This is a genomic window from Cohnella cellulosilytica (assembly GCF_042431195.1).
Classification (GTDB): domain Bacteria; phylum Bacillota; class Bacilli; order Paenibacillales; family Paenibacillaceae; genus Cohnella; species Cohnella cellulosilytica.
This window is the reverse complement of the sequence record NZ_JBHMDN010000055.1, coordinates 319,335-346,257: the sequence shown is the minus strand read 5'-3', so window position 1 is coordinate 346,257 and position 26,923 is coordinate 319,335. Positions and strand designations below refer to the sequence as shown.

The 26,923-nt window shown below is 60.6% G+C and carries 26 protein-coding genes; 9 read left to right on the top strand and 17 right to left on the bottom strand.

Annotation, left to right across the window (positions count from 1 at the left end; all coding sequences use genetic code 11):
* Nucleotides 1–67: 67 nt before the first annotated feature.
* On the top strand, nt 68–616 hold the full coding sequence (locus ACFFT4_RS29650; RefSeq protein WP_378052740.1) for a phosphatidylglycerophosphatase A family protein: 549 nt from the start codon (nt 68–70) through the stop codon (nt 614–616).
* 126 nt (nt 617–742) lie between these two features.
* Here ACFFT4_RS29650 and ACFFT4_RS29645 read toward each other — a convergent pair whose 3' ends face one another.
* On the bottom strand, nt 743–1,756 hold the full coding sequence (locus ACFFT4_RS29645; protein WP_378052739.1) for an MBL fold metallo-hydrolase: 1,014 nt from the start codon (nt 1,754–1,756) through the stop codon (nt 743–745).
* 192 nt (nt 1,757–1,948) lie between these two features.
* Here ACFFT4_RS29645 and ACFFT4_RS29640 point away from each other — a divergent pair, with 192 nt between their 5' ends.
* The 5 genes from ACFFT4_RS29640 (at nt 1,949) to ACFFT4_RS29620 (ending at nt 8,264) form a co-directional block, all read left to right on the top strand.
* On the top strand, nt 1,949–3,316 hold the full coding sequence (locus tag ACFFT4_RS29640) for a YheC/YheD family endospore coat-associated protein (RefSeq protein WP_378052738.1): 1,368 nt from the start codon (nt 1,949–1,951) through the stop codon (nt 3,314–3,316).
* On the top strand, nt 3,291–4,460 hold the full coding sequence (locus tag ACFFT4_RS29635) for a YheC/YheD family endospore coat-associated protein (RefSeq protein ID WP_378052737.1): 1,170 nt from the start codon (nt 3,291–3,293) through the stop codon (nt 4,458–4,460). The genes ACFFT4_RS29640 and ACFFT4_RS29635 overlap by 26 nt, the downstream gene beginning before the upstream one ends.
* Nucleotides 4,441–5,817, top strand: a complete 1,377-nt coding sequence (locus tag ACFFT4_RS29630) for a YheC/YheD family endospore coat-associated protein (RefSeq protein WP_378052736.1) — start codon at nt 4,441–4,443, stop codon at nt 5,815–5,817. The genes ACFFT4_RS29635 and ACFFT4_RS29630 overlap by 20 nt, the downstream gene beginning before the upstream one ends.
* Nucleotides 5,814–6,986 carry a YheC/YheD family endospore coat-associated protein gene (locus tag ACFFT4_RS29625; protein WP_378052735.1) on the top strand — a complete coding sequence of 391 codons (1,173 nt, stop codon included), beginning with the start codon at nt 5,814–5,816 and terminating at the stop codon, nt 6,984–6,986. Before ACFFT4_RS29630 ends, ACFFT4_RS29625 begins: the two co-directional genes overlap by 4 nt.
* Before the next feature lie 81 nt (nt 6,987–7,067).
* The gene (locus ACFFT4_RS29620) at nt 7,068–8,264 is read left to right on the top strand and encodes a YheC/YheD family endospore coat-associated protein (protein WP_378052734.1); all 1,197 of its coding nucleotides are present in this window, start codon (nt 7,068–7,070) and stop codon (nt 8,262–8,264) included.
* On the opposite strand, the gene ACFFT4_RS29615 is transcribed toward ACFFT4_RS29620, so the two are convergent.
* Nucleotides 8,231–8,389 carry a hypothetical protein gene (locus ACFFT4_RS29615; RefSeq protein WP_378052733.1) on the bottom strand — a complete coding sequence of 53 codons (159 nt, stop codon included), beginning with the start codon at nt 8,387–8,389 and terminating at the stop codon, nt 8,231–8,233. The two genes, ACFFT4_RS29620 and ACFFT4_RS29615, sit on opposite strands and share 34 nt — an antisense overlap.
* A gap of 113 nt (nt 8,390–8,502) precedes the next feature.
* Between ACFFT4_RS29615 and ACFFT4_RS29610 the strand changes: the two genes are divergently transcribed.
* Nucleotides 8,503–9,606, top strand: coding sequence for a glycosyltransferase family 4 protein (locus ACFFT4_RS29610; RefSeq protein ID WP_378052732.1), 1,104 nt, complete (start codon nt 8,503–8,505; stop codon nt 9,604–9,606).
* Between the two features lie 57 nt (nt 9,607–9,663).
* Here ACFFT4_RS29610 and ACFFT4_RS29605 read toward each other — a convergent pair whose 3' ends face one another.
* The 14 genes from ACFFT4_RS29605 to ACFFT4_RS29540 all read right to left on the bottom strand — a co-directional run bounded on the left by ACFFT4_RS29605 (nt 9,664) and on the right by ACFFT4_RS29540 (nt 23,995).
* Entirely contained in the window at nt 9,664–10,407 is a 744-nt protein-coding gene (locus ACFFT4_RS29605) for a YheC/YheD family protein (protein WP_378052731.1), read from the bottom strand.
* 91 nt (nt 10,408–10,498) lie between these two features.
* The gene (locus ACFFT4_RS29600; protein ID WP_378052730.1) at nt 10,499–12,094 is read right to left on the bottom strand and encodes a sensor domain-containing diguanylate cyclase; all 1,596 of its coding nucleotides are present in this window, start codon (nt 12,092–12,094) and stop codon (nt 10,499–10,501) included.
* A 424-nt stretch (nt 12,095–12,518) separates the two neighbouring features.
* Nucleotides 12,519–13,946: a flotillin family protein gene (locus ACFFT4_RS29595; protein ID WP_378052729.1), complete on the bottom strand. Its 1,428-nt coding sequence runs from the start codon at nt 13,944–13,946 to the stop codon at nt 12,519–12,521.
* A gap of 42 nt (nt 13,947–13,988) precedes the next feature.
* On the bottom strand, nt 13,989–14,489 hold the full coding sequence (locus ACFFT4_RS29590; RefSeq protein ID WP_378052728.1) for an NfeD family membrane protein: 501 nt from the start codon (nt 14,487–14,489) through the stop codon (nt 13,989–13,991).
* 372 nt (nt 14,490–14,861) lie between these two features.
* The gene (locus ACFFT4_RS29585; RefSeq protein WP_378052727.1) at nt 14,862–15,431 is read right to left on the bottom strand and encodes a manganese catalase family protein; all 570 of its coding nucleotides are present in this window, start codon (nt 15,429–15,431) and stop codon (nt 14,862–14,864) included.
* Between the two features lie 15 nt (nt 15,432–15,446).
* Entirely contained in the window at nt 15,447–15,674 is a 228-nt protein-coding gene (locus ACFFT4_RS29580) for a spore coat protein CotJB (RefSeq protein WP_378052832.1), read from the bottom strand.
* A gap of 145 nt (nt 15,675–15,819) precedes the next feature.
* Complete coding sequence (locus tag ACFFT4_RS29575; RefSeq protein ID WP_378052726.1) at nt 15,820–16,053, bottom strand: spore coat associated protein CotJA; 234 nt, start codon at nt 16,051–16,053, stop codon at nt 15,820–15,822.
* 247 nt (nt 16,054–16,300) lie between these two features.
* Nucleotides 16,301–17,335, bottom strand: a complete 1,035-nt coding sequence (ytvI, locus tag ACFFT4_RS29570) for a sporulation integral membrane protein YtvI (RefSeq protein WP_378052725.1) — start codon at nt 17,333–17,335, stop codon at nt 16,301–16,303.
* A gap of 31 nt (nt 17,336–17,366) precedes the next feature.
* Nucleotides 17,367–18,725: a hemolysin family protein gene (locus ACFFT4_RS29565; protein WP_378052724.1), complete on the bottom strand. Its 1,359-nt coding sequence runs from the start codon at nt 18,723–18,725 to the stop codon at nt 17,367–17,369.
* Nucleotides 18,726–18,770: 45 nt separating this feature from the next.
* Nucleotides 18,771–19,934, bottom strand: coding sequence for a radical SAM/CxCxxxxC motif protein YfkAB (gene yfkAB, locus ACFFT4_RS29560; RefSeq protein WP_378052723.1), 1,164 nt, complete (start codon nt 19,932–19,934; stop codon nt 18,771–18,773).
* A gap of 127 nt (nt 19,935–20,061) precedes the next feature.
* On the bottom strand, nt 20,062–21,177 hold the full coding sequence (locus ACFFT4_RS29555) for an HD-GYP domain-containing protein (protein WP_378052722.1): 1,116 nt from the start codon (nt 21,175–21,177) through the stop codon (nt 20,062–20,064).
* Nucleotides 21,178–21,390: 213 nt separating this feature from the next.
* On the bottom strand, nt 21,391–22,242 hold the full coding sequence (locus ACFFT4_RS29550; protein WP_378052721.1) for an undecaprenyl-diphosphate phosphatase: 852 nt from the start codon (nt 22,240–22,242) through the stop codon (nt 21,391–21,393).
* 51 nt (nt 22,243–22,293) lie between these two features.
* A complete protein-coding gene (locus ACFFT4_RS29545; RefSeq protein WP_378052720.1) occupies nt 22,294–23,730 on the bottom strand; it encodes a bifunctional metallophosphatase/5'-nucleotidase in 1,437 nt (478 codons plus the stop codon).
* Between the two features lie 10 nt (nt 23,731–23,740).
* Complete coding sequence (locus ACFFT4_RS29540; protein ID WP_378052719.1) at nt 23,741–23,995, bottom strand: hypothetical protein; 255 nt, start codon at nt 23,993–23,995, stop codon at nt 23,741–23,743.
* A 104-nt stretch (nt 23,996–24,099) separates the two neighbouring features.
* On the opposite strand from ACFFT4_RS29540, the gene ACFFT4_RS29535 reads away from it, so the two are divergent.
* Both ACFFT4_RS29535 and ACFFT4_RS29530 read left to right on the top strand, forming a co-directional pair.
* Nucleotides 24,100–24,867, top strand: a complete 768-nt coding sequence (locus ACFFT4_RS29535; protein ID WP_378052718.1) for a molybdenum cofactor biosynthesis protein — start codon at nt 24,100–24,102, stop codon at nt 24,865–24,867.
* Complete coding sequence (locus ACFFT4_RS29530) at nt 24,864–25,910, top strand: ThiF family adenylyltransferase (RefSeq protein WP_378052717.1); 1,047 nt, start codon at nt 24,864–24,866, stop codon at nt 25,908–25,910. The genes ACFFT4_RS29535 and ACFFT4_RS29530 overlap by 4 nt, the downstream gene beginning before the upstream one ends.
* Before the next feature lie 38 nt (nt 25,911–25,948).
* On the opposite strand, the gene ACFFT4_RS29525 is transcribed toward ACFFT4_RS29530, so the two are convergent.
* Nucleotides 25,949–26,923: a 1-phosphofructokinase family hexose kinase gene (locus tag ACFFT4_RS29525; protein WP_378052716.1), complete on the bottom strand. Its 975-nt coding sequence runs from the start codon at nt 26,921–26,923 to the stop codon at nt 25,949–25,951.

The window sequence follows — 26,923 nt, the reverse complement described above, 5'->3', positions numbered from 1 at the left end:
AAATATGTTAGTTTGTCCCAATCGAGTTCAGACGGAGGCCGGCAGGCTTCGGAAAGAGGTGTTGTTGATGTCCCAGCCGCATATTTATCGGCTTAACAGCAAAGAGGTCGCCAGAGCGACCGAAGAATGGTTGACGAAGCGCGGAGTGACCAAGGAGCAAATCGGTCAACTTGTCATGCTGCTGCAAAAAGATTACTTTCCGGACTTGACGCTTGCGGAATGCGTGCTCAACGTGGAGGCGGTATTGTCCAAAAGGGAGGTTCAGAACGCGGTATTGACCGGCATTCAGCTGGACATGCTTGCCGAGGAGGGCAAGCTGCTGCCGCCGCTGCAGGATATGATCGCCTACGACGAAGGCCTGTACGGATGCGATGAAATATTGGCTTTGAGCATTGTGAACGTCTACGGCAGCATCGGCCTGACCAATTTCGGCTACGTCGACAAGCTGAAGCCCGGGGTGCTGAAGAAGCTCAACGACAAGAGCAGCGGGGAAACCCACACCTTCCTGGACGATATCGTCGGAGCGATCGCGGCATCCGCCTCGAGCCGCATCGCGCATCGCAAGCAGGCGGAACGCGAGGAGTCCGAGCAGAACGCTTCGCATAACGACGAATAATTCCAAAAGCTAGGGCCTGTCCCCTAAGTACAAAGAGTCGTACAGTACGATGTACGCCCTTGCTTAGGGGTCAGGCCCTTCTTTTATATGGAACGACGGAGCGTTATGCGCAGATCCCGCGAGAGATCAGCCGTTTTCCTGCAGACGCCAACGCACGATCGTTTCGCCCGATGCGGCCGTTCGCTCGAATCGGGCGAGCTTCCCTTCGGCCTCCATCCGGACGAGATGGGCGATCGTCTCGGCCAGCGCAAAGCGCAAATTGTGCGTATTGTCCCGCAGCCTCGTTCCGAACGTCCACTCGCACACCTCGAAGGCGGTCGGCTCCCGATCGCCGATCAACTCCGCCATCTTCTTTAATCGGCGTGCGTGATGGTCGACAATTTCGTCGATTCGCTCGCGGAAGCGGGCGTACGGAGCCCGATGCCCCGGAAACACTTGGCTCGCCTCCAAGGCTCTAAGCCGCCGCAGGCTGTCCAGGAACGACAGCAGCGGATCGGGGTCCCCTCCCGGCATCCACCCGACGTTGGGCGTAATGTCGGGCAGCGCCTGATCACCGGCAAGCAGCCGGCCGCTCGGGCGATCGTAGAAGAGCAGATGCCCCGGAGCGTGGCCTTCTCCCCCGTGCACTTCCCATTCGACGCCCCCCATCGCGAACGTCTCTCCCGGCGTGATCAGCCGCACGCCGCTTGGACGCGGCGACACTTTATCCCTGAACCCGCCCAGATGCATCCGCATCGGCTGCTCCAGCCGGTCGTCCAATCCGTGGCGCAGGAATGCCGCCGTCAGCTCGTCCGAAAACGTCTCTCCGTCCCCCCACAGCCTGTTCGCGTTGTCCAGCGCGACTGGAGACATCCAGACCGGGGCGCCCGTGCGCTCCTGGAACCATCCGGCAAGCCCGTAATGATCGGGATGGTGATGGGTGACGACGATGTTCGCCACGCGGTCCCATGCCAGGCTCCGGCTTCGCGCGACCTCTTCCCAGAACGCTTCCGTCTCCTCCAGCCGCAGCCCCGGATCGATCACCGTCCAGCGCCCGCCGGCCTCCGGCAGCACGTAGGCGTTCACCCATTTTAACGAATACGGGAGCGGAACTTTCACCTGCAGCCAACCCTCGTCCAACTCCACGATCCGTTCGTTCATAACTCGCATCTCCCCAGCCTGTTCATCGTTCGACGTTTTCATCATAACATCCCCTGCGCGCAAGTCCTAATCCGATCGGGGCAATCACCGATAGATAGATGTCCTCATATGATGGAGTATTCTCGCTAGCCCCCGGGAAGGAGCCTAGAAACCTTCTCCACGACATTCGCAAAGGTGGAAGGAGCACGAATCATGTCCACCCCGAAAATCGACGTCCATGTCGTCAGCTCCGGCATTCTGTCCGACGACGTCCTGATGCTGGGGGAATCCCTGATGAAGCAGCTGAGGATACCCGCCCAGCAGCATCTTGCCCTGCAATTCGGTTCTTTCCGTCACTCCGTTACCGTCGTCCCGGTCCCGCGGTACGACGGGCTGCGCATCAGCCAGACGTTGGCGCGCCGAATGGGCATCTACTCCGGCACACCGCTGCGCCTGCATTATCAGGCGGCCTCCCGAGCGCTCGCACTCGGTCCGTTGATCGGCGTGCTGGTCAGCCGGGATCACGTCAATCAGCCGGATCGGCCGTTCGGGGACATCACGATGTTCTGCCGCGAGTTGACCGATGCTTGTCGGAGCCAGGGCGCGTATGTGTATTTTTTCACTCCGAACGCCATCGGATCGAGCATGTCCTCCGTGGAAGGCTGGGTGTACGCCAAAGGCTGGCACAGGATGACGCTTCCGGCGCCGGACGTCGTCAACAACCGTCTCACCTCCCGCAAGCTGGAAAATCGTCCGATCGTCCAGCAATTCATGGGAGAGATCAAGCGCCGTTTCGGCGCACAAGTGTTTAACGAGAAGTTTCTCGACAAGTCGGAAGTGTTCGAAGCGCTCAAGAAAGACGCCGGTTTGCAGCGGTACTTGCCGGAATCCCATTCCCTGCACGGCTTCGCGATGCTCAAAAGCATGTGCGCCAAATACAACACCGTATTCCTCAAGCCGGTAAGAGGCAGTCTCGGCAAAGGCATCATTCGCGTCTCCCGGCTCGGCTCGGCCGGCTGGCAGGCGTCCTACGCCACCCAGCTCGGCACGAAACGGCAAACGTTCGTCAGTCTGGCGAAGCTGTTCTCCTCGCTGGCCGGCAAAATGAAAACCGTTCGTTATTTGATCCAGCAAGGCCTGCATCTGATTGAAATCGGAGGGCGTCCGGTCGATTACAGAGCGCTCGCGCAGAAAAATGCCAGCGGCAAATGGGCGATTACTTCGATCGTCGCCCGAACGGCGGGAAGCCACCACTTCGTATCCAATCTGGCCAGAGGCGGCACGCTGTCGACCGTCAGGGAATCCGTCGCCAGATCCAATCTTCCCGGCCAGTTTCGGGGAGACGCTTCCTTGCGCCTGTCGAGAGCCGCTCTGGACATCGCCAGGGGCATCGATATGTATATTCCCGCGCATTTCGCAGAGCTCGGCATCGATCTCGCTCTGGATACGTCCGGCCGCGTATGGCTGCTCGAAGTGAATTCCAAGCCTTCGAAGAACGACAACACACCGCTTAAGGAAGGAAAAATCCGTCCCTCGGTACGGATGATGATTCAATATGCCCGCTACATTTCAGGCTTCTAGGGCGATCATCGGGCCGACGCCGTCCGAGCTCGGCATCCTCGTATGCGAGCGCGGCAATTGCCCTCCGTTCGCCGAAAGCCGTTACGTCAAGCGTCTGTCGCTGCTCGGCCGGCAAATGGGCATGCGGGTGTTCGCCTTCTCTCCCTGGACCTGGAGCCCGGAAGACGACTCCGTTAAAGGATGGAGCTGGAACGAAACCCGCCGCCAGTGGCAGGCGGAACGGCGCAGGCTCCCCTCCGTCGTCTACGACCGCGCCTGGCCGGATTCGAACGAGGAGAAGCGGCGTTACCGGCACGCTCTTGGCGCGATTCAGGCCTCCAGGCGAATCGTCTGCCTGAACGCCCATCTGCCGCACAAAGGCAAAGTCTACGAGATGCTCGCGCGGGACCGCACGCTGTCCGTCTACTTGCCGCCCACGGCGAAATACGAAGGCATTTCCTCGCTGGCCTCCTGGCTGCGCAAGCATGACCGGTCCGCCTTCCTCAAGCCGGTCGGCGGCAGCCAAGGCAAGCGCGTGCTGGCGCTGACGGGCCGGCAGGACGGCTCGGTCGCGCTGGCCGGCAGGGACGAACGCAACCGGCCGCTGGCGCGAAGCTGCGGCAGCGAAGCCGAAGCGCTGCGGAGGGCGGACCGCTGGATCGGCGGCCGCTCCTATCTGATGCAGCCGCTGCTGGACATGAGAACCCCCGCCGGCGAGCCTTACGATCTGCGCGCCTTGATGCAGAAAAACCGCCGCGGCAGATGGACGCTGACCGGAATCGCCGTCCGCGTCGGCTCGCCGTCGTCCGTGACGGCCAATCTGCACGGCGGCGGGAAGGCCGTTCCCGCCGAAGCCGCGCTCGTTCCGCAGTTCGGGGAACGCCGCAGCGGCGAGCTGCTGGAGGAAATCGCCGCTCTGTCGTCGTCGATCGTCGCCCGTTTGGAACAAACTTTTGGGAGATTCGCGGAAATCGGTTTGGACTACGGAATAGAACGGAGCGGCAAGCTTTGGTTCCTCGAGGCCAATTCGAAGCCCGGACGCGCCGCCATGAGCTCCGTCGGCGAGGAAGCTGCCGTCGCCGCCGCCGTGCTGCCTCTATCCTATGTCAAATCCATCTTGCTTCGACCACCTGGGAGGGTAATTCATGAGTTTGACCATCTGTAACGTCCATTTCACACAGCAGCCGGAACGTATCGTATGGTTCTCCAGCCCGCTGGCGAAGCAGCTTAAGCTCAGCGGACGCAAATCGGTTAACGTCAAGCTCGGCAAAGACGTCGTGCCCGCCGCCGTTCGAACCGTCAAGCGCAAAGGGAATCACGTGTACATGTCCGCGGGGCTGCGCCGCTCCGTCCGGATTCCGAAGTCGGGCAGCGTCTATCTCGTGGGCGAGGAAGGGGATGCCGTTCAGCTCGGTCCGCTGATCGGCGTGCTGACGGACAGCGGAACGCGCTCCTCCTCGGCCCCGTTCGGAGAAAGAACCGGATTCGTCAAGCAGCTGCTGACCCTCGGGCAGAAGCGCGCTTATATGTTCGCTTTCACCCCGCGGGACATCAACTGGCAGCAGGAGAAGATCAACGGCTGGTTCCTTGACGGAGGAGGAGGCTGGACGCGGCGGATCGTGCCGCTTCCCGACGTGGTGTACAACCGGTTGCCGAGCCGCAGAGCGGAGACGGGCGTAACGATCACCTCGCTTCGCGAACGGTTTATCCGCAAGAAAATTCCGTTCTTCAATTGGAGCTTCTTCAATAAAGCCGACGTCTACAAGCTGCTCGACAACGACCCGGAGGCGCTGCGCCACCTGCCCGAATCCGTCAACAATCCGTCGCCGGAGAGAATCAAGGAGCTGCTGGAGAAGCATCAATTTCTCTATTACAAGCCGAGCGCGGGAAGCTTGGGGGCCGGCATCTACCGCCTGACCTACCATCCTCGCAAAGGCTACTTCATCCGCTATCGCAAACCGGGCGGCAACGTGCTGCTTCGCTTCAGCAATTTCGGCAGCCTGATGAAAATGCTGAGAGCGCGGCACGGAAACAACCTGAACAATTACGTCGCGCAGCAGGGCATACGACTGGTGGAGATCGACAACTGTCCGATCGATTTCCGGTTCCATATGCATAAGGACGGACGCAACGAATGGGTCGTTGCCGGCATCGGGGCCAAGAAGGCCGGCCGCGGAAGCGTCACGACGCATATCAAGAACGGCGGCTCGCTCATGACGCCCGAGCAGGCGCTCGGCCGCACGTTCGGGGCGCGGTCGGAAGAGGTGCTGAAGGAGGCGAAGACGGTTGCCGTCCGGCTGTCCGAAGCGATCGAACGCAACTATTCGCACCAGCTCGGCGAGCTCGGCCTCGATATCGGCATCGATCGCGACGGCGAGGTGTGGATGTTCGAGGCGAACGCCAAGCCCGGCAGATCGATCTTCAAGCATCCCGCCCTGAAGAATCAAGGCAAAGCCTCGCTGGAGTATATTCTCGAGCATTGCCTCTATTTAAGCAGATTCCGCAGGAGGGATGAATCGTGACGATTCCCAAGTCTCTCGCGACGAAGGCCAACGGGACGGAAGGGATCACCGACAAGCCGGTCGTCGCGATCCTGACGATCGAGGACGACATTCAGCTGTTCCGGGGCAATCGGGGAAATTTCGCGGATTTGATCCAGACCGGGCAGCAGATGGGCATTCTCACTTACGTCGTGACCGTTAAAAGTCTGAAGCTTCAAGCGCACAAGGTGCTGGGCTTCACATACCGCGAATCGGACGAAACGTGGGTGCAGGCCTGGTTCCCGCGCCCCCATATCGTCTACAACCGGATTCCGCAGCGGGAAGACGAGCGGCTGCCGAGAGTGAAGAAGAAGCTGTCCGCGCTGGCGAAGCAGCCCGACATCCGGCTGTTCAACCGGCGGTTCTTCAACAAGTGGTCGCTGTTCCAATGGCTGAACGAGAGCAGGGCGACGAGGCCGTACATTCCCGAGACGAGAAAGCTGACCGATTCGCTCGTGCTCGGCAGCCTGCTCAAGAAGCACCGCCTGCTCTACCTGAAGCCGGTTCGCGGCAAAGCCGGCGTCGGCATCATGACCGTAACCGTCCAGCCGGAGAAGCGGCTTCCTTATCGGCTGCAGATCCAGGAGGAGAAGGGCAGCCGCACCTTCCGCTCGGGAACGTTAAGAAGGCTGTGGGACCGCATCTCGCGGCAGTCGGATCGACTGGGCGAGCCTTATATCGTTCAGCAGGGAATCCCGCTGGCCAGCGTGAACAAACGACCGTTCGACCTGAGAGCGCTCGTGCAGAAAAACGGCGCCGGACAATGGGAGTTGTCCGGCATCGGCGCCCGGGTCGCCGGCGATTCCAGCATTACGACCCACGTCCCGCGGGGCGGCTATATCGACGAGCCGGAGAAGCTGCTCGTGTCGGTGTTCGGGCAGGATAAGGCGGGCAGGGTGCTCAGCAAGGTCAGAGGCACGACGATTACGCTGGCCAAGCAAATCGAGCGCTCCTCGCATAGCCGGCTATGCGAAATGTCCATGGATCTCGGCGTAGACACGGCCGGCCACGTCTGGTTTTTCGAAGCGAATTCCAAGCCGATGAAATTCGACGAGCCGCATATCCGCAACAAGTCGCTGGAGCGCATTTTCCAATACAGTCTCTACCTGCACAGACTGAAGCACGAATCCAGGGGAGGCGTAGCTACATGACGTCCATCGGAGCATCCGCTCCTGGCCTTGACGGTCCGGCGCCATACGCGGCGCCTCCGGCGGGGCGGAGGTGAACCGGCCGTGCGGCAGCCTGCGCTTGGCATACTGACCTTATATTTGAACGAATCGAAATCGCTGGAGGAAAGGCCGGTCTACGAGAAAATGACCGCGGCGGGCAGACGGATCGGGTTGTCCGTCTTCGTCTTCACCCCGCAGGACGTGGACGACGCCCGGGGACTGATCCGCGCTCAATCGTACAATCCCGTGACGAAAAAATGGAGCCGGCGCTGGGTGCGCTTCCCGAGCGTCATCTACGATCGCTGCCGGATTCAGAAGAGCTATCGTTTCCAGCAGCTGCTCGCCTTCCGCAAGCGGTATTCCCATCTTCATTTTCTCAATCGGCCGCTTCGCAACAAATGGACGATCTACCGGGCGTTAGGCAAGGTTCCGGCTTTCCGCGCGCATCTGCCGACGACCCGGCTGTACCAGTCTCCGGAGGACGTCTCGCTGCTGCTGAAGAAATATCCGACCGTCTATCTGAAACCGATCAACGGCACCGGGGGACGGGGCATTCTGCGCATCGAGCGCTCGCGCGACGGCTCCCTGCTGCTGCAGGGGCGCAATCATGCGCGTACGATCGTGCAGCCCAAGCATATATCGAGGGGCCGTCTGGCATCCGCTCTCCAGAGCTGGGATAAGCACGGCGACCGCTATATCGTCCAGCAAGGCTTGAACATCAAGCTTCCCAGCGGCAGGGTGCACGACTACCGGATGCTCGTGCAGAAGAACGGCTCGGGCGTCTGGGAGGTGACCGGATGCGCGGGGCGGATCGGTCCGCTTCGCAGCATTACCTCCAACCTGCACGGCGGAGGCGAGGCCGCTTCGATGAACGATCTGCTGCGGCAATGGGTCGGCAGCGAGAGCGACATCCGGCAAATTCGCCAGACGGCCGAAACGTTCGGCGTCGACGTGGCGCGCCATCTGGAAGCGACCTACGGAGCGCTGTGCGAGCTCGCGCTTGATCTGGCCATCGACCGGAACGGGAAAATCTGGCTGATCGAAGTCAATCCGAAGCCGTCGCGCGAAGTGTTCCATCAGGCGGGAGAACGGGAAGTATACCGCAAGGCGATCGTGCGGCCGATCGAATACGCGCTGTGGGCCTATCGGGAGAAACGCGGCCTGCGCGCCCAGAAAACCTCCCCGGGCACCGGCGCGGAGCACCGCTCTTCCGCCGATCCGGCCGACTACGACGCTTCCTCGCAAGGCTTGCCGACATAGATCAGCTTTCGCTGCGCAAGAGGCGGACCGCCCGCGAATCGGACCGCCTCTTCCGACGTCTTCGGCCGCCCGCGCTCTTCCCGCCAGATTTGTCCCTCTCCCGTCTCCCCTCCCCTTCGGCGCATGCTCCGAAAAATCCGCATAAGATCATCCGGTATTTGTCCTATGCGGCCCTCCTCCATCCGGCATACTTTGAGATAAAGTCCCGGAAAAAATAATATGGAGCAGGTGTTCGAAGATGCGTATTTTGATCGTCGCCCCTGAGCAGATTCCCGTCCCTCCTCCGCTTGGAGGCTCGGTCGAAATTACGATTTTGGCTTTGGCCAAGCAGCTTGCCCGCAAGCACCGCGTCACGATCGTCAGCCGCGCCTGTTCCCGCTATCCGCGCCATTCGATCATCGACGGCGTGCATATTTACCGCGTACCCTCGGGCAGTCCCGCGAAGTATTTGTCCCGCGTGCTCCGCTTCGTCCGGGGAAAGAGCTTCGATCTCGTGCAGATCGACAATCGCCCCCGGTTCGTCGGACCGCTTAAGCGCGTGCTCCGGGGCGCCTCCGTCTCCCTCTTCCTGCATTCCTTGACGTTCGTCGCTCCCCCGTACGCGACCCGCTCGGCGGCGGCGGCCGGTTTGACCCAAGCGGACATCGTTATCGCGAACAGCTCGTCGCTTAAGCGGCAACTGGCCGCCCGATTTCCGTCCGCGGCCGGCAAAATCCGCAAAGTATGGCTGGGCGTGGATACCAGTCGGTTCAAACCCGCGGGGAAACGGCGCGGAGGAGGAGCCTTTACCGTGCTGTTCGCCGGCAGGGTCGTCCCGCGCAAAGGCGTTCCCGTCCTGCTGAAGGCAGTGAAGCTGGCGAGCAAGTCCGCTTCGCGGCCGATCCGCGCGGTCATCGCCGGCGGCTCCTCCCGCCCCGGCTACTTGAAGAGCATGCGCTCGTTGGCCAGCAAGCTCCGCGTGAACGCCAGCTTCCTCGGAACCGTGCCGCATCGCCGCATTCATCGCGTGTTTCGCAAGGCCGACATATTCGTCTGTCCGTCCCAGAAGCATGAAGCGTTCGGACTGGTCAACGTCGAGGCGATGGCCTCCGGCGTTCCCGTCATCGCCTCGAACAATGGAGGGATCAAGGAGATCGTACGGCATAACCGTAACGGAATACTGGTTCGCCGTTACCGCAGGCCGGAGGCTTTCGCCGGGGCGATCGCCAAGCTCGCGGGGGACGGCTCCTTGAGACGGCGGATGGCGCGAAAGGCCAGACAAGATTGTTTGAGCCGCTTCAGCTGGCAGGCGACAGCCGCCAACCTTAACCGGATTTACGGCGCGGGAAGCCGGCCCCGCTAAGCGAATATCCCTGCCCTATCGCGCTCGCGATAGAAGCAGGGATATTTTCGTTGCGGCTTATTTTCGCCCGTAGGCTCTCGCATACTTTCTAATTCGACGAAATACCGAAGGATCGGGAAGCTTGCGAAAAATGTAGGGATCCGGCCGCGTGTTCACCTCGATGATCCAGGGCTTGAAGGCGCGGTCCAGCCCGATGTCGACGCCGACCTCGCAGACGCCCGGATAGCGGTGCCGCAGCGCCCGCCCCGCCTCGACCCCGATGTTCTCCAGCTCGCGAATCTTCCGCTCCGCCAAGCGCTTGCCCATGTTCGAGCCGAGCAGACGGCCGACCGGAACAAGCCGGCCTCCGTTATGGTAGTTGGTTACGATTTTGCGCGGCCCGGCCACCCTGCCGATAATTCCGGTCGTACGCCACCGCTTGCTCGGCGTTAGCTGCGCCATGACCCGCAGATCGAAAACGCGTCCCCGGTATCGGAGCAGATGAATACCCCGTTGAATTAAATATTTCCGGCCCCGGATCGTGCGGCGAATCGCCTGCGCCATCGTCCCGCCGGAAGGATAATCGCGCCGATGGCTTCCGCTCCGCAGCCGGCAGCGTCCGCCTCCGATCAACTCCGCTCTCATGACTCCCTTGCCGTGCATGCCGGACTCCGGCTTGACGTACACCATTCCGTAGCGCTCGAGCTTAAGCCGCAGCGCCCGGCTGTCGAAGCGGACCGTCTCGGGAATGAGCCGCCTCAACGATCCGGTTCCCCTCAACGCTGCGGTTTTCTTCCATTTGCTTGTCACATGCTGAGGCAACGCTGCACCTCCCTGGAGTCGGAATGCGAACACCCGCTTCCAGTGTATGAGCATGGGAAGCCGCCCGAGACAAAAACAGGCGCTTGCTCGCTTACTGGCTGGCCGCCATAACCTCCCCGGCCGCGCGCGCGATCTCCACACGATTGCGGCCCTGATGCTTCGCCCGGTACAGCGCCTCGTCCGCCACGCGGAAGAGCTGCTCGGCGTTGCCCGCGAAGCCGGGATAATGCGCCGCTCCGATCGAGAGCGTCACTTTGCCGCCCGTCGGACTGTCCGTCTCCGCCATATGCTTGCGGATGCGCTCGGCGGCCTCCAGAGCGGTCTCGAACCGGTCGCCCGGCAGCAGGACGATGAATTCTTCCCCGCCGAACCGGCAAATGACGTCTTCTTCCTCCAGCAGCCTACGCAGATCGTTCGCGAGAAACTTCAGCACCTCGTCCCCGACGTCGTGGCCGTAAGTATCGTTAACGCTTTTGAAATGATCCAGATCCATGACGAGAAGCGAGAACGGGCTGCCTTGGGCAATCCAGCCGCCGATGAACTTGTCCATCGTCCTGCGGTTGTACAGCCCCGTCAGCGGATCGGTCCGGGCCTCCTGCGACAAGCTGTCGAATTGGTAGCGAAAATGGCGGACCGCTCTTCCAAGCGCCTTGTGAAGCTCGTTCGCCTCGTAGTTCAGCCCGTGAATCCGCGGCAGCTCGTCCATATTGCCGTTCGTCGGAGTCAGCTGGATAGCGAAATCCGCCAGCTTGACGAGCGGCTCGGACAGCTTGCGCACCAGCCACGTAATGACGGCCGTGAACAGCAGGAGCGCCGGCAGCATATACAGCACGATCGTCATGACCAGCTTGCTCGCCGACACCAGCACGGACGCGACGGGCGTCTGGGCGACGATGCCCCAGCCCGCGTTGCCGATCGGCGCATAGCTGGCGAGCATGTCGACACCCTTCGTGTTGACGATTCTCTCCGATCCGCTCCCCCCGGAGATCACTTTGGAAACCGCCAGATTCTCGTTCACCCTCTCGCCGATACGGCTCGAATCCGGATGATACAGAAGCGCGCCTCCGGAGCTGACCACGTAAGCGTAAGAGCCGTCCGATTCATTCGGCACGCTGCCCAATACCGTCTGGAAAACATTCGTCTCGTGCAGCCGGATCGAGCCTCCGATAAATCCGATGTATTGGCCGGAGGAATCGTGAAGAGGAGCGCTGACCATCACGATCAGCTTGTTCGTCGTCGCGCTCACATACGGCTCCGAGACCATCGGCTTCCGTTCCTTCAGCGCCTGAAGCGGACCTTCGGAGACGAGCCTGTTCCCCTTCATCGCGGGCGTCAGGTTCGTGGCGTCGAGCAGCGTGCCTTCCTTATCGACGATAAATACGGAGTTGAAGAAGGAGTTGCCCTCCTGGAACAGCATCAGCTGATCGTGCAGATCGCTCCGCGTCAGATCCGCCGACAGATACTTTCCCGTTATTTCCAAGCTCTGCATCATATGCTGGAACAGCGAATTCGTCGTAGCCGCGATTTTCTCGGCGTACACTTCGTTTAATTGGAACGTCAGCCGGAACAGCGATTTCTTCTCGTTCTGGTAAGCCACGAACGACAGGATCACGACCGTCGCGAATACCGTCGCAACGACGATTGCGGTGACCATAGACCTTAGTTTGAATCCCCTGTTTATGCGCATGTTCGCCGACCCCTATACTCTCTTTTCATCGCTGAATTGTTCGACACGAAGAATATTCGACACGAATCTACAAATTCCTTGCCTCCGGCCGAATTCCTTTTTTCTCCAGCATGCAAAAGGGGCTGTCCCAAAAGCACAAAGAGTCGTACCGAACGATAATCGATGGAGTGCTATAGTCGCATCTATCTCCTTCCGCTGCTATACGATCCTGAAATTTTGAACTTGTAAACCCGTCGCAGGGTCATTTCAGGAACGTATGAGGCAGTCTTCAGGAGATAGATGCTTCTTCTTTTTCCTCGATTCTCTTGTACGACTTGACTTAGGGGACAGCCTCTTTTGTCGGAGACGCTTCAGATCAGCGCGTTTAATACTTGTCCGGACTGCACAAAAGGGGCGCCTGCAGGCGCCCCCGTCCTTCGTCCCTCTATTGGTCGTTGCCGGAATCCTTGCCGATGGAATTTTCGCCATGGGCCAGCTTGCGCAGCCATTGATTGACGTCCACGCCGGTCAGCGCTCCGACCGTCTCCGGCATCTTCGCCAGCAGGTCCGTCACGTAGCCCGTCACTTTGCCGGCGCCGCCGTTGGGGCCACTGCTTCCGCCGTCGACGATGACGATCTTCTCCGTCTTCGAGAGCGGCTCCGCGATTGCCCGGGCAATTTCCGGGAACTTCTGCACGATCAGCTCGATGACCGCCGCTTCTCCGTACTTGCGCAGCGCGTCCGCGATCTTGTCCTTCGCCTCCGCTTCGGCCAGACCCTTCAGCCGGATAACGTCGGCCTCGGCGGTTCCTTCCGCGCGCTCCTTGTCCGCGTTCGCGTTACCGGCAAGCCGGACCGCTTCCGCTTCGGCTCTCGCCTTCGCCTCGATCTGGTAACGATCGGCCTCGGCCCGCTGCTCCTGCGCGAAGCGCTCCGCTTCGGCCTGCTTCTTCACCGTCGCCACCAGCTCGCGCTCGCGGCGCTCGATCTCCTTGGTCTCCAGCTCGATCTGCTTCTCCCGCTCGATGACCTGGATCTGCATCTCCTCGGCCTTGACCGCCTGCAGCGTCTTCGCTTCCTGGAGCTTGTAGGACTGGTCGGCTTCGGCCTTCCTCATATCCTGCTCGCGCTTGAACTCGGCCTTCTTCACTTCCATCTGCTTATGCGATTCGGCGATGCTCGTCTCGGCCGTAAACTCCGCCTTCTTGCCTTCCTCCAGCGCTTTCGACTTGGCGATCTGTTCGTCCCGGTAAGCGTTCGCCTTGGCGATCTCGGCGTCGCGCTTGACCTGGGCGATCTGCGGCTGGCCCAGCGCGTCCAGGTAACCGTTCTTGTCCCTGACGTCGCGAATCGTGAACGAGACGATTTGCAGCCCCATTTTATTCAAATCGCTGGCCGCCACTTCCTGAACGTTCTTCGCGAATTCCTCGCGGTTCTTGTATACGTCCTCTACCGTCATCGTACCGAGAATGGCGCGAAGATGGCCTTCCATCGTCTGCGTCGCAATCGCTTTGAGCTCGGCTTCCGGCTTGCCCAGGAACTGCTCCGCGGCGGTCGCCATCGATTCCAGATCGCCCTTGATTTTAATCTGCGCTATGCCCTCCACCAACACGGGCACCCCGTGCATCGTATACACTTCGGGGGTATGTACGTCGACCGTCTGCACTTGCAGCGACAGGAACGAAGCCTCCTGCACGACCGGCCAGACGAACGTGCCTCCCGCCTTCACGATCTTCATCCCGTCGCGGGTAAGCGCCCCGGTAACGATCATCGCCTGGTCCGCCTTGACCGTGCGATACCTCGAAGCGAAGACGACGATCAGCAAAATGACGACGATCACGATGCCTACGGGAATGTATAAAGTAGCGTCCATATCGAATTCCTCGCTTTCTGTAATGGATGGCGCGGTTGCGCCCTAAGCTTTTTCCACAACGAAGGTGCCGGCTATCTCATCAATGATCCTGACCTGGGCGCCTTGCGGAATCGAAGCTTCGCCATAGGTTTTGGCCGGAGCGCTGTGTCTGCTCCCGCCTTGCTCGTAGACGATTTCTCCGAGTCTTGCGGCTTGGATGGAAGTTGCGACTTCCGCCGTCAGTCCGATCATCTGCTTCGCGGACTTGGCATCCCCTTTTTGCGCCGCTTGCAGCGGGATGACGACCAGGAACAGCACGACGGAAGAGACGCCAAGCGCGATCAAGAGCGATAAGCTGGCGACCGGCATCGCCGACCAATTGGTATTGTGCAGCAGCATGTACCCGACTCCGCCGAACACGGTAAGAAAGGTCGCGATAATAGTCGGCGACAAAAACGGCAGCTCGCCCGTATGCACGTCCAAACCGAACAAATCTCCGACAAAAGCCGACAATACCGCGTAACCGACGCCTATGCCGAACAGTACGATCATTAACGTTTCCAAGATGTCTTGCACCTCCTCCCGATCCTTCGTAGTGGCGGTCCTATTAAGTAATACGTAGATCCCCTTTGGAAAGTTACTCCTTTTTTGTATTCATCAAGGATGTTGTTGGAGTGGCGCCGGCGCAATCGACAAAATTGGGATAACCCCAAACTAAAAAAAGCCGTACAGAACAATTATCGACAAATGAAGGAACATTCATGAGGCTGTCCCCTAAATCAAGTCGTACAAGAGGATCGAGGAAAAGGAGATAGATGCGGCGTGCATCCTTCCATCGATCATCGTTCGGTACGACTCTCTGTACTTAGGGGACAGCCCCGCTTCGGCCTCATCGATAATTTTGTACGTCTTCACTTACGGGCAGCCGCCCTCCGTTCAGAACATCTTTTTCTGCTCGCGGTCGGATTTCAGAATTTCCACCGCTTCCCTGAACCGGAGTGAATGTACGATCTCCCGCTCGCGGAGAAATTTCAGCGAATCCTGGATATCGACATCGTCCGTGTAATCGATCAGCCATTGATAGGTCGCGCGCGCTTTCTCCTCGGCGGCAATATCCTCGAACAGGTCTGCGATCGGATCGCCCTTGGCGCCTATGTAGGCGGCGGTCCACGGCACGCCGGCGGCGTTGTTGTAGAACATCGCTCCGTCGTGGTTGACGAAGTTCGCGCCGAGGCCCGCGGCCTCCAATTGCTCCGGGGTCGCGTCCTTCGTCAGCTTGTAAATCATTGTGGCAATCATTTCCAAATGCGCGAATTCCTCCGTCCCGATGTCCGTCAGCAGGCCGATTACTTTATCCGGAATCGAGTAGCGCTGGTTCAAATACCGCAAAGCCGCGGACAGCTCTCCGTCCGCCCCTCCGTACTGCTCGACGAGGTAGCGGGCCATGCGGGGATCGCATTTGCTGACCCTGACCGGGTATTGCAGCTTTTTTTCATAAATCCACATTCCTGTCCACCCTCCCTATACTTGCCAAGGCCATGGCGTATCGATCCATTGCCACGGAAACCGGCTGTAGCTGAGGCCGAATTGCAGCAGCGGGCCGTACTTCAATTCGAATTCGTGCGCGATTTGGCGCCGTCTCTGCGACAATTGATTAAACTGCTGAACGGCTTGCATATCGGCAGGGTGAGTGTCCAGGTAGAGGGTTAATTCGACCAGCGCGAAATCGGTCTTCTGCAGCTCTAACAAATCTCTGCAGTAGGCCTCGTCTCCTCTCTCGCTCGGTTTCGGAGCGGAATCCCGTCCGTCGCGGTAATCGCGCTCCCGACGCTCGGATCTGCCGCTGCGTTCGTAACGCTCGTCGCGGTCGGTACGGTCGTCGCGGTCGAAGCGATCAGCCATGTTCCTTCCCCCCTTTCGCCGACCGCCGGCTCGGGTAGTTGCTGTACAACGCCGGCCACAGGGTGCCCTTTTGCAGCGCCTCCTCCAGCGAGAACTGCGGCAGGTTCATCGGCTGAAATTGGATATATTGATTAGGCGGAACGACGTACCATTTTACGCGGATAGGGGGACAAGGGTCGTGCGGACTGACGTAAGGCTTCCAACTCCGCCACTGGGAATCGTACATCCTGGTGTTACCTCCTCCGTTGTTGGCCAATTCGCGGCGCGATAAGCCTAATATCCGCTAATATCCTATGCCCAAAGTCCCGCATTTCTGACACGTTTTTTTAATCTTTTTCGGAGAGGTCGTCTGATGGAAGCAAGGGTCAACCCGTTTGTGGAAAAAAAAGCGGCGGAAAGCCGGAGAGAGGAGGAGGGAGAGGACAAGCAGGGAAAGCGGGGGAGGGGAATTTCGAACCTCCTCCGTTCCGGCGTTATTGGAACTTGATTTTAAAGTCGAACAGCCCCGCTTTGCGCATCGCCATGAACACGATTACGACAATCGGACCGAGGAACACGCCGACGATGCCGACCAGCTCGTAACCTACGTAAAGACTGATCAGAGCCGACAAGGCGCCGATTCCGACCGCGTCTCCAAGAATTTTCGGCTCGACGATTCGGCGCACGACCGTAATGACGAGGAACAGCAAAATCAGGCCGATTCCGGTATACATGTCTCCGGTGGCGATCTGAAACGCCGCCCAGGGGACAAGCGCCGAGCCGACGCCGAGCACCGGAAGGATGTCCACGACAACGATCACGAGCGCGATCGCCAGCGGATAGCCGGTGCCGATGATCAGCAGTCCGGCGAACGACAATATGTAGGTAATGACGCTGAGCAGCAGCTGCGCGCGCAGGAATCCGAACACCGATCTGCGCAGGCTCTCCAGCACCTCTTCCACCTGAAGCTTCGACTTCTCTTCGAACAGGGCCAGGAACGAGCTTTTCATCGTTGGCAGGCTCAGCGAGAACAAATAGACCGCAACCAGAAATACGATAAAGAAAATAAAAAAGTCCGGGATGCCCGACGCGAAGCCGAACAGCACTCCCGACAGCTTCGTGGACAGCTGGCTGAGCGCGGCCGTGATGTTCGTTACCCAGTCCTCGAGCTGATCCGGCAGCGGGGCAACTCCATTGTTCGAATACGTCTGCGCCCTCTCGATCAAGCTCCGGATGTAGGCGTTGGCGTTCTCCAGCATGCTCGGCATTTTGTCCAGGAAGGCTCTGAGCTCGCTGACCAGCTTCATGCCCAGCAGGCCGAGCAAGCCCAGAAGAATGACGGTGAACAACGTGCTCGAGATTGTCGAGGCGGCCAGCCGATTCATTCTTCCCTTATGTATGAACAGCAGCGTAAGCGGCTCCAGGAATATGGCGACGACGAGGGCCAGCAGGAAAGGCGCCCCCACCGTAAATAGCAAATATAAAAACAAGAGCGATGAAACCATGAGCACGATGATTCGAATCGGCACGGTCTTTCCCCTCTCTCGGGCTTCCCCGCCGCTACTGGCTGTCTCGGGTCGTCTGCGGCGCCTTGTCGGGGGCGTCCGCCAACGCGATTTTGTTTTTGTAGATCTGCACGCGCTGCACGCGATGCCGTTCCGTCTGTTCGATCTCGAACACGTAGCCTTCGTGGATGACCTTCTGGCCTTTGGAGACGTTGCCCTCCAGATGATTGAACAACCAGCCCCCGATCGAATCGACTTCGTCGTCTTCGATCTCGAGGCCGAGCAGGTCGTTGACGTCCTCTATCAGCATACGCCCGTCCACGGAAGTTAATTCCCCTTTGACCACGAGGGCCGGCAGCTCATCGTCGAACTCGTCCTGCAGCTCGCCGACGAGCTCCTCCAGAATCGTCTCGGCCGTCAGCATGCCGGCCGTTCCGCCGTATTCGTCAATGACGATGGCGACCTGGGATTTCCGACGCTGCATCAGCTTGAGCACCTTGCTGATCTCCATCGATTCCGGCACGCTCAGAATCGGCCGCAGAAATTCCTTCAGATTGTGCTCCTCATCCGGATCGGCGGTCAGCAGATCGGTAATGTGCACGAAACCGACGATTTGGTCCTTGTCCTCGACGCCGACCGGATAACGCGTATGCTTCGTCGCATATACGAGCTTCATGTTGTCCGCGTAGCTGACGTTCGCGAACAGGCAGTCCATGTCCGTTCGCGGCAGCATCACCTCGCGGGCGACCCGGTCCGCGAACTCGAACACGTTGTCGAACAGCGTCATCTCGTCCTTGTCGATGATGCCGCTCTTGGCGCTCTGGTCCATCAGAATCCGGATTTCCTCCTCGGTGTGGGCCGCGTCGTGCTCGCTGGCGGGCTCGACGCCGACCAGCTTCAGCAGCCGGTTCGCGGAGCCGTTCAGAAACCAGATGACCGGCAGGAACACCCGATAGAACATCAGCAGCGGCCAGCTCAGCCAGAGCGATACGCCTACGGAGCGCTGAATCGCCAGCGACTTCGGCGCAAGCTCGCCGAGAACGATATGCAGGAAGGTGATAATGCAGAAGGCGGCGGCGAACGCGATCGAATGGATCACCGTCTCGTCGGTTACGCCGAACTGGTGAAGCAGCGGCGCGATAATCAGGTCGGCGATCGCCGGTTCGCCGACCCAGCCGAGGCCGAGCGAAGCCAGGGTAATGCCCAATTGGGTCGCGGACAAGTAGGCGTCCAGCCTCTGGTTCACCTTCAGCGCGTATTTCGCTCTCACGTTGCCTTCGTTGCTGAGCTGCGTCAGCCGGCTTTGCCGCACTTTGACGAGGGCAAATTCCGACGCCACGAAAAATCCGTTAAGGAACACTAAGAACAATACGAGAACAACGTTCCAGAAGATCAAACCCCATTCGATTTCCAAGTGAACGTACTCCTCCTCATCTTTTCCAAGCGTGCATCGACGGTTTTATCTTTCAGGGATGGCGCGCCTTTGCGTAAAGTCCACATCCCGGTAGTACATGTCCTGAACGAGCAGATTCGGACCGCAGCAGCCCGCGGCGGGGCAATGGCAGTTGATCGCCTGCTGCATCGGATGGCGCTGCCATTTGGCGAACACGTCGTCCAGCTTCTCGTTCCGAATGTTGCCGAACGGGGGAACCGAAGCGAAATCGGTCACGTAGACGTCGCCGCTGAACAGATTGACGTTCACGCGATTGCGCCCGTCCGGATCGTTGCGCACGGTCACGTTCGCTTCCTCCCTCAGCCTGGAGACGAGCCGGCGCTCTTCCGCGTCCTCGCTGCAAGCGAAGAAAGGCAGCGTTCCGAACAGCATCCATACGTCGGGATCGCGGATGTCGAGCAGCGTGCTTACCGCATCCCGCATCTGCCGGCGGGTAATGGCCGGCAGCGAGGAGGCGAAGGAGCTCGGATACATCGGATGCACCTCGTGCCGCCGGCAGCCCATCTCGACGATCAGCCGGTGAATGTCCGCGATGCGATCGTGCGTGCGGAAGTTGATCATCGATTCCGCGGATACGAACAATCCGCCCTGCGACAATCTTCGGGCGTTGTCGATCATTCTCTCGTAGAGCTTGGCCGTCGTCTCCTCCCGGACGCTCCGGCCGGTTCGCGCGAATCCGACCCGGTGAAAGTCCGCGGCCTCCGTGTAGTTAAAGGAGATGTGCATGACATCCAAATAAGGCGCGATCAATTCGTAGCGTTCGAAATCCAGCGTGACGTTGGAATTCAGCTGCGTGCGAACGCCGCGTTCGCGGGCGTACTTCAATACGGGCAGCAGGACGTTCCGGACCGTCTCCATGCGAAACGTCGGCTCTCCTCCGGTCATGCTGATCGTCTCCAGGTGCCGCACTTCGTCCAGCCTGCGGAACAGCATATCGAGCGGAAGGAACGGCGCCTCGGTCATCGTCAGGCTGTCCCCGACGGCGCAATGCTCGCACCGCATATTGCACAGATGGGTAACCGTCAGCTCCACGCTCGTCAGCTCGTGTCTGCCGTACCGTTGCAGGGAGCGAATCGGGTCCCAGGGATCGTAAGCCGGAGATAATTCGGGCCAGTCGGAAGGCGGAGCGAAGGGCGCCGCCTCCGCCGGCCGGGATAAAGCTTGCTGCATCGTTCATGCTCCTGTCGTTCTTTGCGTTAATTTCATTGTACTGGTCGGCGCCGATAAAAACAAACGCGGCGGCTCCGACAAGGACAAAACAAGCCGCCCCGCGCACGGAGCAGCTACGTATCGAAAGCTATGCCGGCATCGTGCTGATCTCCCCCGCGTTCAATTCGATTTTGGAGATCAGGACGTTCAGATGCTTGGACAGATCCATATCGAACGGCGCCTTCAGCTCGACGCCCTCCTCGTCCGTCAGCACCCGAATGATCGGCCGGTGCGCGCAGGTCGAATTGATATCGCAGACGACCGCGAGCTGTCCGGTATTCAGCTTGACGGTCAGGCCGATCGGATAGATCGCCACCTTGTCGCGGAACAGCTGCAGCTTCGACATGTCGTACAGCGTGCCGCTTCCCGAGTACAGCACCTCTACCGCCTGATGCGGCAGCATGGCTTCGCGGTATACCCGGTGACTGGTCATCGCGTCGTAGGAATCGACGATTCCGATCCATTTGGCATAGTCGTGGATTTCGTCGCCTTTGATTCCCCGCGGATAACCGGAGCCGTTCAGCCTCTCGTGGTGCTGGTAAGCGCAATGAGCCGCCAGAATCGGAATGTTCGGCTCGTCCTTGAGCAGGTAAAAGCCTCTCTCCGCATGCCGCTTCATCTCGTCGAACTCGTAAGCCGACAAGGCTCCGGGCTTCAGCAGCACTTGCATGGAAATCTGGGTTTTGCCGACGTCGTGCAGCAGGGCGCCGATTCCCAGCGTGACGAGCTCGTCGTGGCTGTACCCGCTGGCCATCCCGAGCAAAGTCGTATACACGCACACGTTCATCGAATGCCTGTATAAATAATGATCGACGGTATGCAAATTCATCAGCATGATCATCGCGTCCTGATTGCGGTCCAGGTCGCTCATGATCAGCTGCATCACTTCTTTCATTTTGCGTCCGACGTAAGGGTAGGATACGGTTTTGCTTTTTCCGGTTGCATGGCCGAATTCCCGAAACACCGAGCGGATCGTCTGGAGCGTTCGCCGCTGCGTCTCGTCGCTGAGCAATTCGGGAACGGACAAGTCGTCCGTCCGCGCATCCTGAATGTATACGAAGCTGATCCCGCATTCTCCCAAGCGCCGGATCAATTTGGAAGTAAGCTCGACGCCCTCGGCCAGCAGCACGATACCGTCATCGGAATAGATTCGCTTCGCCAGTCTCATTCCCGGCCGACACAGAGAAATCGGCATCATGCGCATTTCGTAATCTTCCTCCCCCGGTGTCGAATTCGAGCAAGAAGGTGTAGTTTCCCTTATCCATTCATCGGAATTCAACTTCGTTTATTGAATAGCCTTTCGAGCGAAAAATCGTTTATTCTTCATGCTTCGACATTTTTCTACTTTTGCCGAACGGTTCCTGGGGCGTGTATGCACACTCCGAGGATAGTAGATGAGCGGGTTTGCATACACGCCCTAGCGCATGATAAAGAGATAAAATAAAGCCGCCAGCGCAAAACGGTACCACGCGAAATATTTCAATTTGAACCTCTGCAGCGCCTTCAAAAACGCGACCACGACGATCCACGCGACAAAGAAGGAAACGACGAATCCGGTCAGCAGGAAGCCCAGATCGATATCGCCGGAACGGAAATTGTCGATGTTGCTGAGCAGCTCGTATCCGGTAGCCACCGTCATAATCGGAATGGCGATGAAGAAGCTGAAGTCGGCGGAAGCCCGGTAGCTGACGCCTCCGAGCATGCCCGCCGCAATCGTCGAGCCGGAACGGGAGAAGCCGGGCCACAGGGCCGATACGCATTGCAGCACGCCGATCAGCAGCGCCTGCTTGTACGAAATGTCGTCCATCGTCTCCGCCGTTCTCTTGATTTTGCCCGAATCGTACAGCGCCTCGGTCACCCACATGTAAATGCCGCCCGCGACGAGCGCCCACAGCACCGGAGCGGCGTGAAAGCCGATCTCCTTGATCGTGTCCCGAAACAGATACGCCACGCCGAGCGGGGGAACGATGCCCAGCGCGACATGAATCAGATTCAGCCTGCGCTTGGGGAAAGCGTCTACCGACAGCCCGCGGACCGCCTGTTTCGGACCAAGACCGAACACCTGCAAAATTTTGTGCCGGTAGACGATCGCGATCGCCAGGATCGCCGCGAACTGGATGACGATCTCGAACGTTTTGAGCTGTTCCGGCGCTTCCTCATAGCCGAGCAGCTTGTTCGTCAAAATCATGTGTCCCGTCGAGGATACGGGCAGAAATTCCGTCAAGCCTTCTACAATCCCGAGAATAATGGAATCGAACCAATGCAGCATCCTTTTCACTCCCCAAACTAAGGTTCCTTGCCAATGCCGGGCCGCGGCCGGTCAGAGAGGGCCGGAATACCGCCATCTCGGCTCCTTGGAGCGCTCGATCAGCCGGACGTCGTTAAGCGAGCGGATCAGGACATCGCGGATAAACTCCGGCAGGAAATAGCGAATGTCCCTTCCTTCCTTCAAGGCGGTATATCCGACTCCGAAGGTGAACATGTCCAGCGTCCCGACGGCATACTCGCGGTGAACGTCCAGCCTCGTTCCGCCGATGACGGCCTCCTGGATTCGTTCGTAAGGGGGACGGGACAAATCCGCCTCCACCTCCAGGCCGTCCACGCATAACGTGCCGAGCACGCGACCGCGAAAGCCGAATCCGCGGATTTCCAGCTCCTGAAATTCCGGCAGCAGACTTTCCTCGAGCGACTTCAGGATGAGGCTGCCGGGCAGCCGGATCAGACACGGATTAATCGGCGACGGACAGATCGCGTGAATTCGCTCTTCCGTGACCGGGCCTGCCGGCAGCCCCTCCAGCAGCTGGCCCGCGTTCACGAGCGCGAGCTCCGCGCCCGTCATCGTCCGGATCGCCGCCGAGAGCAAGGTGGGCAGCGTCGACTCCCGGTCGATCCGCAGCTCGAGAGGCTCGCGAAGGTGCGCGATCGTGCGGCCCATCCGGCTTCCGGCCCGCTCGCGATGCGCCGCGACAAGCCGGTCGATCTCCTCGCTGGCCGCCATCTCCTCGGTCGGCCTGCTGCCGCCGGATATCCGCGCAAGCTTGCGGTCTTCGCCGAATTCGAGCTCCAGATGACCCACGTACGCGCCGAACTTGCCCGCGGCGCATATCGCGGTGTTCCCCACGATCAGCGGCACCTCCAGCAGGTGATGCGTATGTCCGCCGAGAATCAGATCGATGTCCGGAACGGCGGCCGCGAGCTCCTTGTCGGTGCGCAGCCCGAGATGGGAAAGCACGACGATGACGTCGGCTTCCGGCTTTAATCTCGCAATCTCGGCCTTCAGCGCGTCAATCGGGTCGCCGGCCTCCCAGCCGAGCAGCTCGTAATATTCCCGGAACGGCACGGTCAAGCCGATCAGGGCGACGCGCAGGCCCGCCCTCTCCAGCATCAGGGAAGGCACCATCCAGGCCGGAGGGTGTCCGGTGGGGATAAGCGTCATGTTCGCGCAGACGAACGGAACGCTCGTCCCGGAGAAGATCCGGTCCAGCTCCTCCGGCGTGTAGCTTAATCCTTCGTTGTTGCCGGGCAGCGCCGCGTCGTAACCGATGCGCTCCAACAGCTCCCGGTTGACGGCCGCCATCGTCCCCTCCGTCTCCATCCGCGCCCGGTCGAGAAAATCTCCGCAATCGACGACGATCAGCGTCTCGGGGTCGGTGCGCCGTCGCACCTCCCCGATATAACCGGCTATTTTCGAGGTTTCTTCCAAGTGGCTGTGCAAATCGTTCGTATGCAGCAAAGTCAGCGTTATCTTTTTGGTCATCGGACCTCTCCTAACCGCCCATCTGCGGCGTTCGCCGCTCCGTCGGCTCCCGGCTCGGCGGATTGCCGGCCGCGGCGCCCGGCCGAACGGCCGCTGCGGCCGTCTCGACGATCTGCGCGCAAGGATGATGACGGTTCCGGGCCGTGAACGGCATGCCTTCCTGCGGCATGGCGTACAAGCGGCGCCGATTGCGCCGAGCGGTCGCGGAAAGCCGCAAATACGCAGGCTTCCTTCCGAATTCGTCCGCCAATTCCGTCACTGTCATCCTCATCTTACGCCCGAATTCCGGTCCCTCTAGCATAACATTTTCATAAAAGATATGGTATGCTTGCGAAAGCGAATGTATCGAATCTGGAGATGATTTCACCGATGAACGCAGCATGGCATATTCAACTCTTCGCGGGGCTGGCCGAACGGGTGGGCGCGCGCTCGCTGCAGGCGGATTGGGAGGAGCGGGAGCTGACGGCCGGGCGGATCAAGGAGCGGCTGGCGGAGCGGTATCCGGAGCATGCCGATCTGCTGGCCGCCTGTTTCCTGGCGTGCAACCGCGCTTACGCGCACGACTCCGCGACCGTACGATGCGTCGACGAGCTGGCGCTTCTGCCCCCGGTATCGGGAGGCGCTTCGGACGAGCCGGAGGCGGCCGATTCGGATCGCGCGGAAGCGCGGTACCGGATTGCGGACCGCCCGCTTGACGTCGAGCGAACGCTCGGCGCCGTCTACCATCCCGATCACGGCGCCGCTATCGCTTTCGTCGGAACGACGCGGGAATATACGGCGGGCAAGCGCACCGTCACGCTGGAATACGAAGCTTACGTGCCGATGGCCGAAGCTTCGCTGGCTTCGATCGGAGAGGAGATCGCCGAGCGCTGGCCGGGCACGCTGACCGCAATTTCCCATCGGATCGGCACGGTCGGCATCGGCGAGATCAGCGTCGTCATCGCCGTCTCCTCCGCGCACCGGGCGGACGCCTACGAGGCGAGCCGTTACGCGATCGAACGGTTAAAGCAGGTAGTGCCGATCTGGAAAAAGGAGATTTACGAGGACGGAACGGAATGGAAGGGGCATCAGCTCGGACCGTGGGACCCGCTGACCGCGGCCGACGCGCCGGAAAATCCGGAGGGCTCGGGAAGATGACCGGCGCCGAGCTCGATGCCCGCTATGCCCGCCAGGCCCGTTTCGCCGGGATCGGAACGGACGGGCAGGAGCGCCTGCTGCGGGCGCGCGCCGTTATCGTGGGGGTCGGCGCGCTCGGCTGCGCGATCGCCAACCATCTGGCGCGGGCCGGCGTCGGCAGCCTGACGCTGATCGACCGCGACATCGTCGACCGCAGCAATCTGCAGCGCCAGATGCTGTTCGACGAAGCCGACGCGGCGGCCGGAACGCCGAAGGCGATCGCCGCGGCCGCGCGGCTTGCCGCCGTGAACGGCGGCATCGAGATCGTGCCCCGCGTCGCCGATCTGAACGCCTTTAACGCGGAGCGCTTGCTGGCCGGGGCCGATATCGTATTGGACGGCACCGACAACTTCGGCGCGCGGTATTTGATTAACGAATATTGCGTCAAGCACGATGTGCCCTGGGTGTACGGCGGCGCGGTCGGCGCCTCCGGCATGACGCTGACGGTCGTTCCCGGCGCAACGCCCTGCCTGCGCTGCCTGTTTCCGTCCATGCCCCCCGGCGGCGCGCTGGACACTTGCGAGACGGCCGGGGTGCTCGCGCCGATCGTCGACACGATCGCTTCCATGCAGGCGATCGAAGCGATCAAGCTGCTGGCCGGCCGCGCCGAAGCGCTGCACGGCTCGCTGCTGCAGATCGATCTATGGCAGAACCAATGGCAATCGCTGGCCGTCGCCGGAGCGCGCAATCCCGATTGCCCGGTATGCGCCGGTCGGCGCTTCGAGGCGTTGGAGGGGAACGCCGAGGACGAGGCCGCAACCGTCTCCCTGTGCGGGCGCAACACCGTGCAGGTGATGCCGGGAAGGCCGCTCGCGCTGGACCTGCGGGCGCTGGAGCCGCGGCTCGGCAGAGCGGGCGGCGCCGAGCTGACCGCCTACTCCCTGCGGCTTCATCTGCCGGGCGGCATCACGTTCGTGCTGTTCGAGGACGGCCGCGCCCTCGTCATCGGAACGGAAGAAGCCCAGACCGCCCGGCGTATTTACGCCGAGCTTCTGGGCGAATAGTTGTTGCGAGCGCCGCGCCTTCTGCCGGCGCTTTTGGCTTAGCCGGGCCACTCCTCGACCGAGATTTCGCCCAGCAGCCTCCGGTGCACAGCGGGATCGACGTCTCCCGTCGTCGCGGACAGCGCGTTGGCGCTGCCTGCCGCCGCGGCATGCCGCAGACAGGCCTCGACCGGCCAGCCTCTGACGTGTCCGAAGGCGTAACCGGCGACGAACGAGTCGCCGCTGCCGACCGTGTTTACCGTCTCCAGCTTCGGAAGGCGGACGCGGTAGAGGCGTCCGCCCGCTCCGGCGACGGCTCCTTCCGCGCCAAGCGTCGCCGCCACGACCGGAATGCCCCGGTGCATCAGCTTGCGGATGCCTTCGCGCAGATCGGCATGCCGCGGCTCCGGCAGCAGCGAGACAATCTCGTCCTCGTTCGGCTTGATGAACGACGGCAAGGCCGAGACGCCCCGGACAAGCGCTTCTCCGCTCGAGTCGAGGAAGACGTCGGCCCCGGCGGCGCGGGACAGCGCGATCAGCTCCGCGTACAGCTCCGGGGCGACTCCGCCGGGCAAGCTGCCGGAGAAGACGACCAGCGCCGACTCCGCGCTCAGCTGCCGCAGCCGGCGCTTGAACCGTTCAAGCGCCTCCGCGCCGATGTCCGGACCCGGCTCAAGCAGCTCCGTGGACGACCCGTCGCGCCCGTCGATCAAATTCAGGCAGAGCCGGGACTCGCCCGGGATGTCGATAAACTCCGCGCGAATGCCCGCTTCCCTCACCCGGCTCGTAATGAACCTGCCGTTATAGCCGCCCGCGAAGCCGGTAGCGGCCACTTCGGCGTGGCCGAGCTGCTTCAGCACCCGGGCCACGTTCAGCCCCTTGCCTCCCGCCGTCGCCACCACCTTGCCGACCCGCGACACTTTGCCTTTGTCGAAAGCCGGAACGTAATACGTCTTGTCGATCGCCGCGTTTAACGTCACGGTCGTAATCGTCGTTCTCGCGTTCGCCTTTGCCTGCGCTATCGGGTTCGTCAC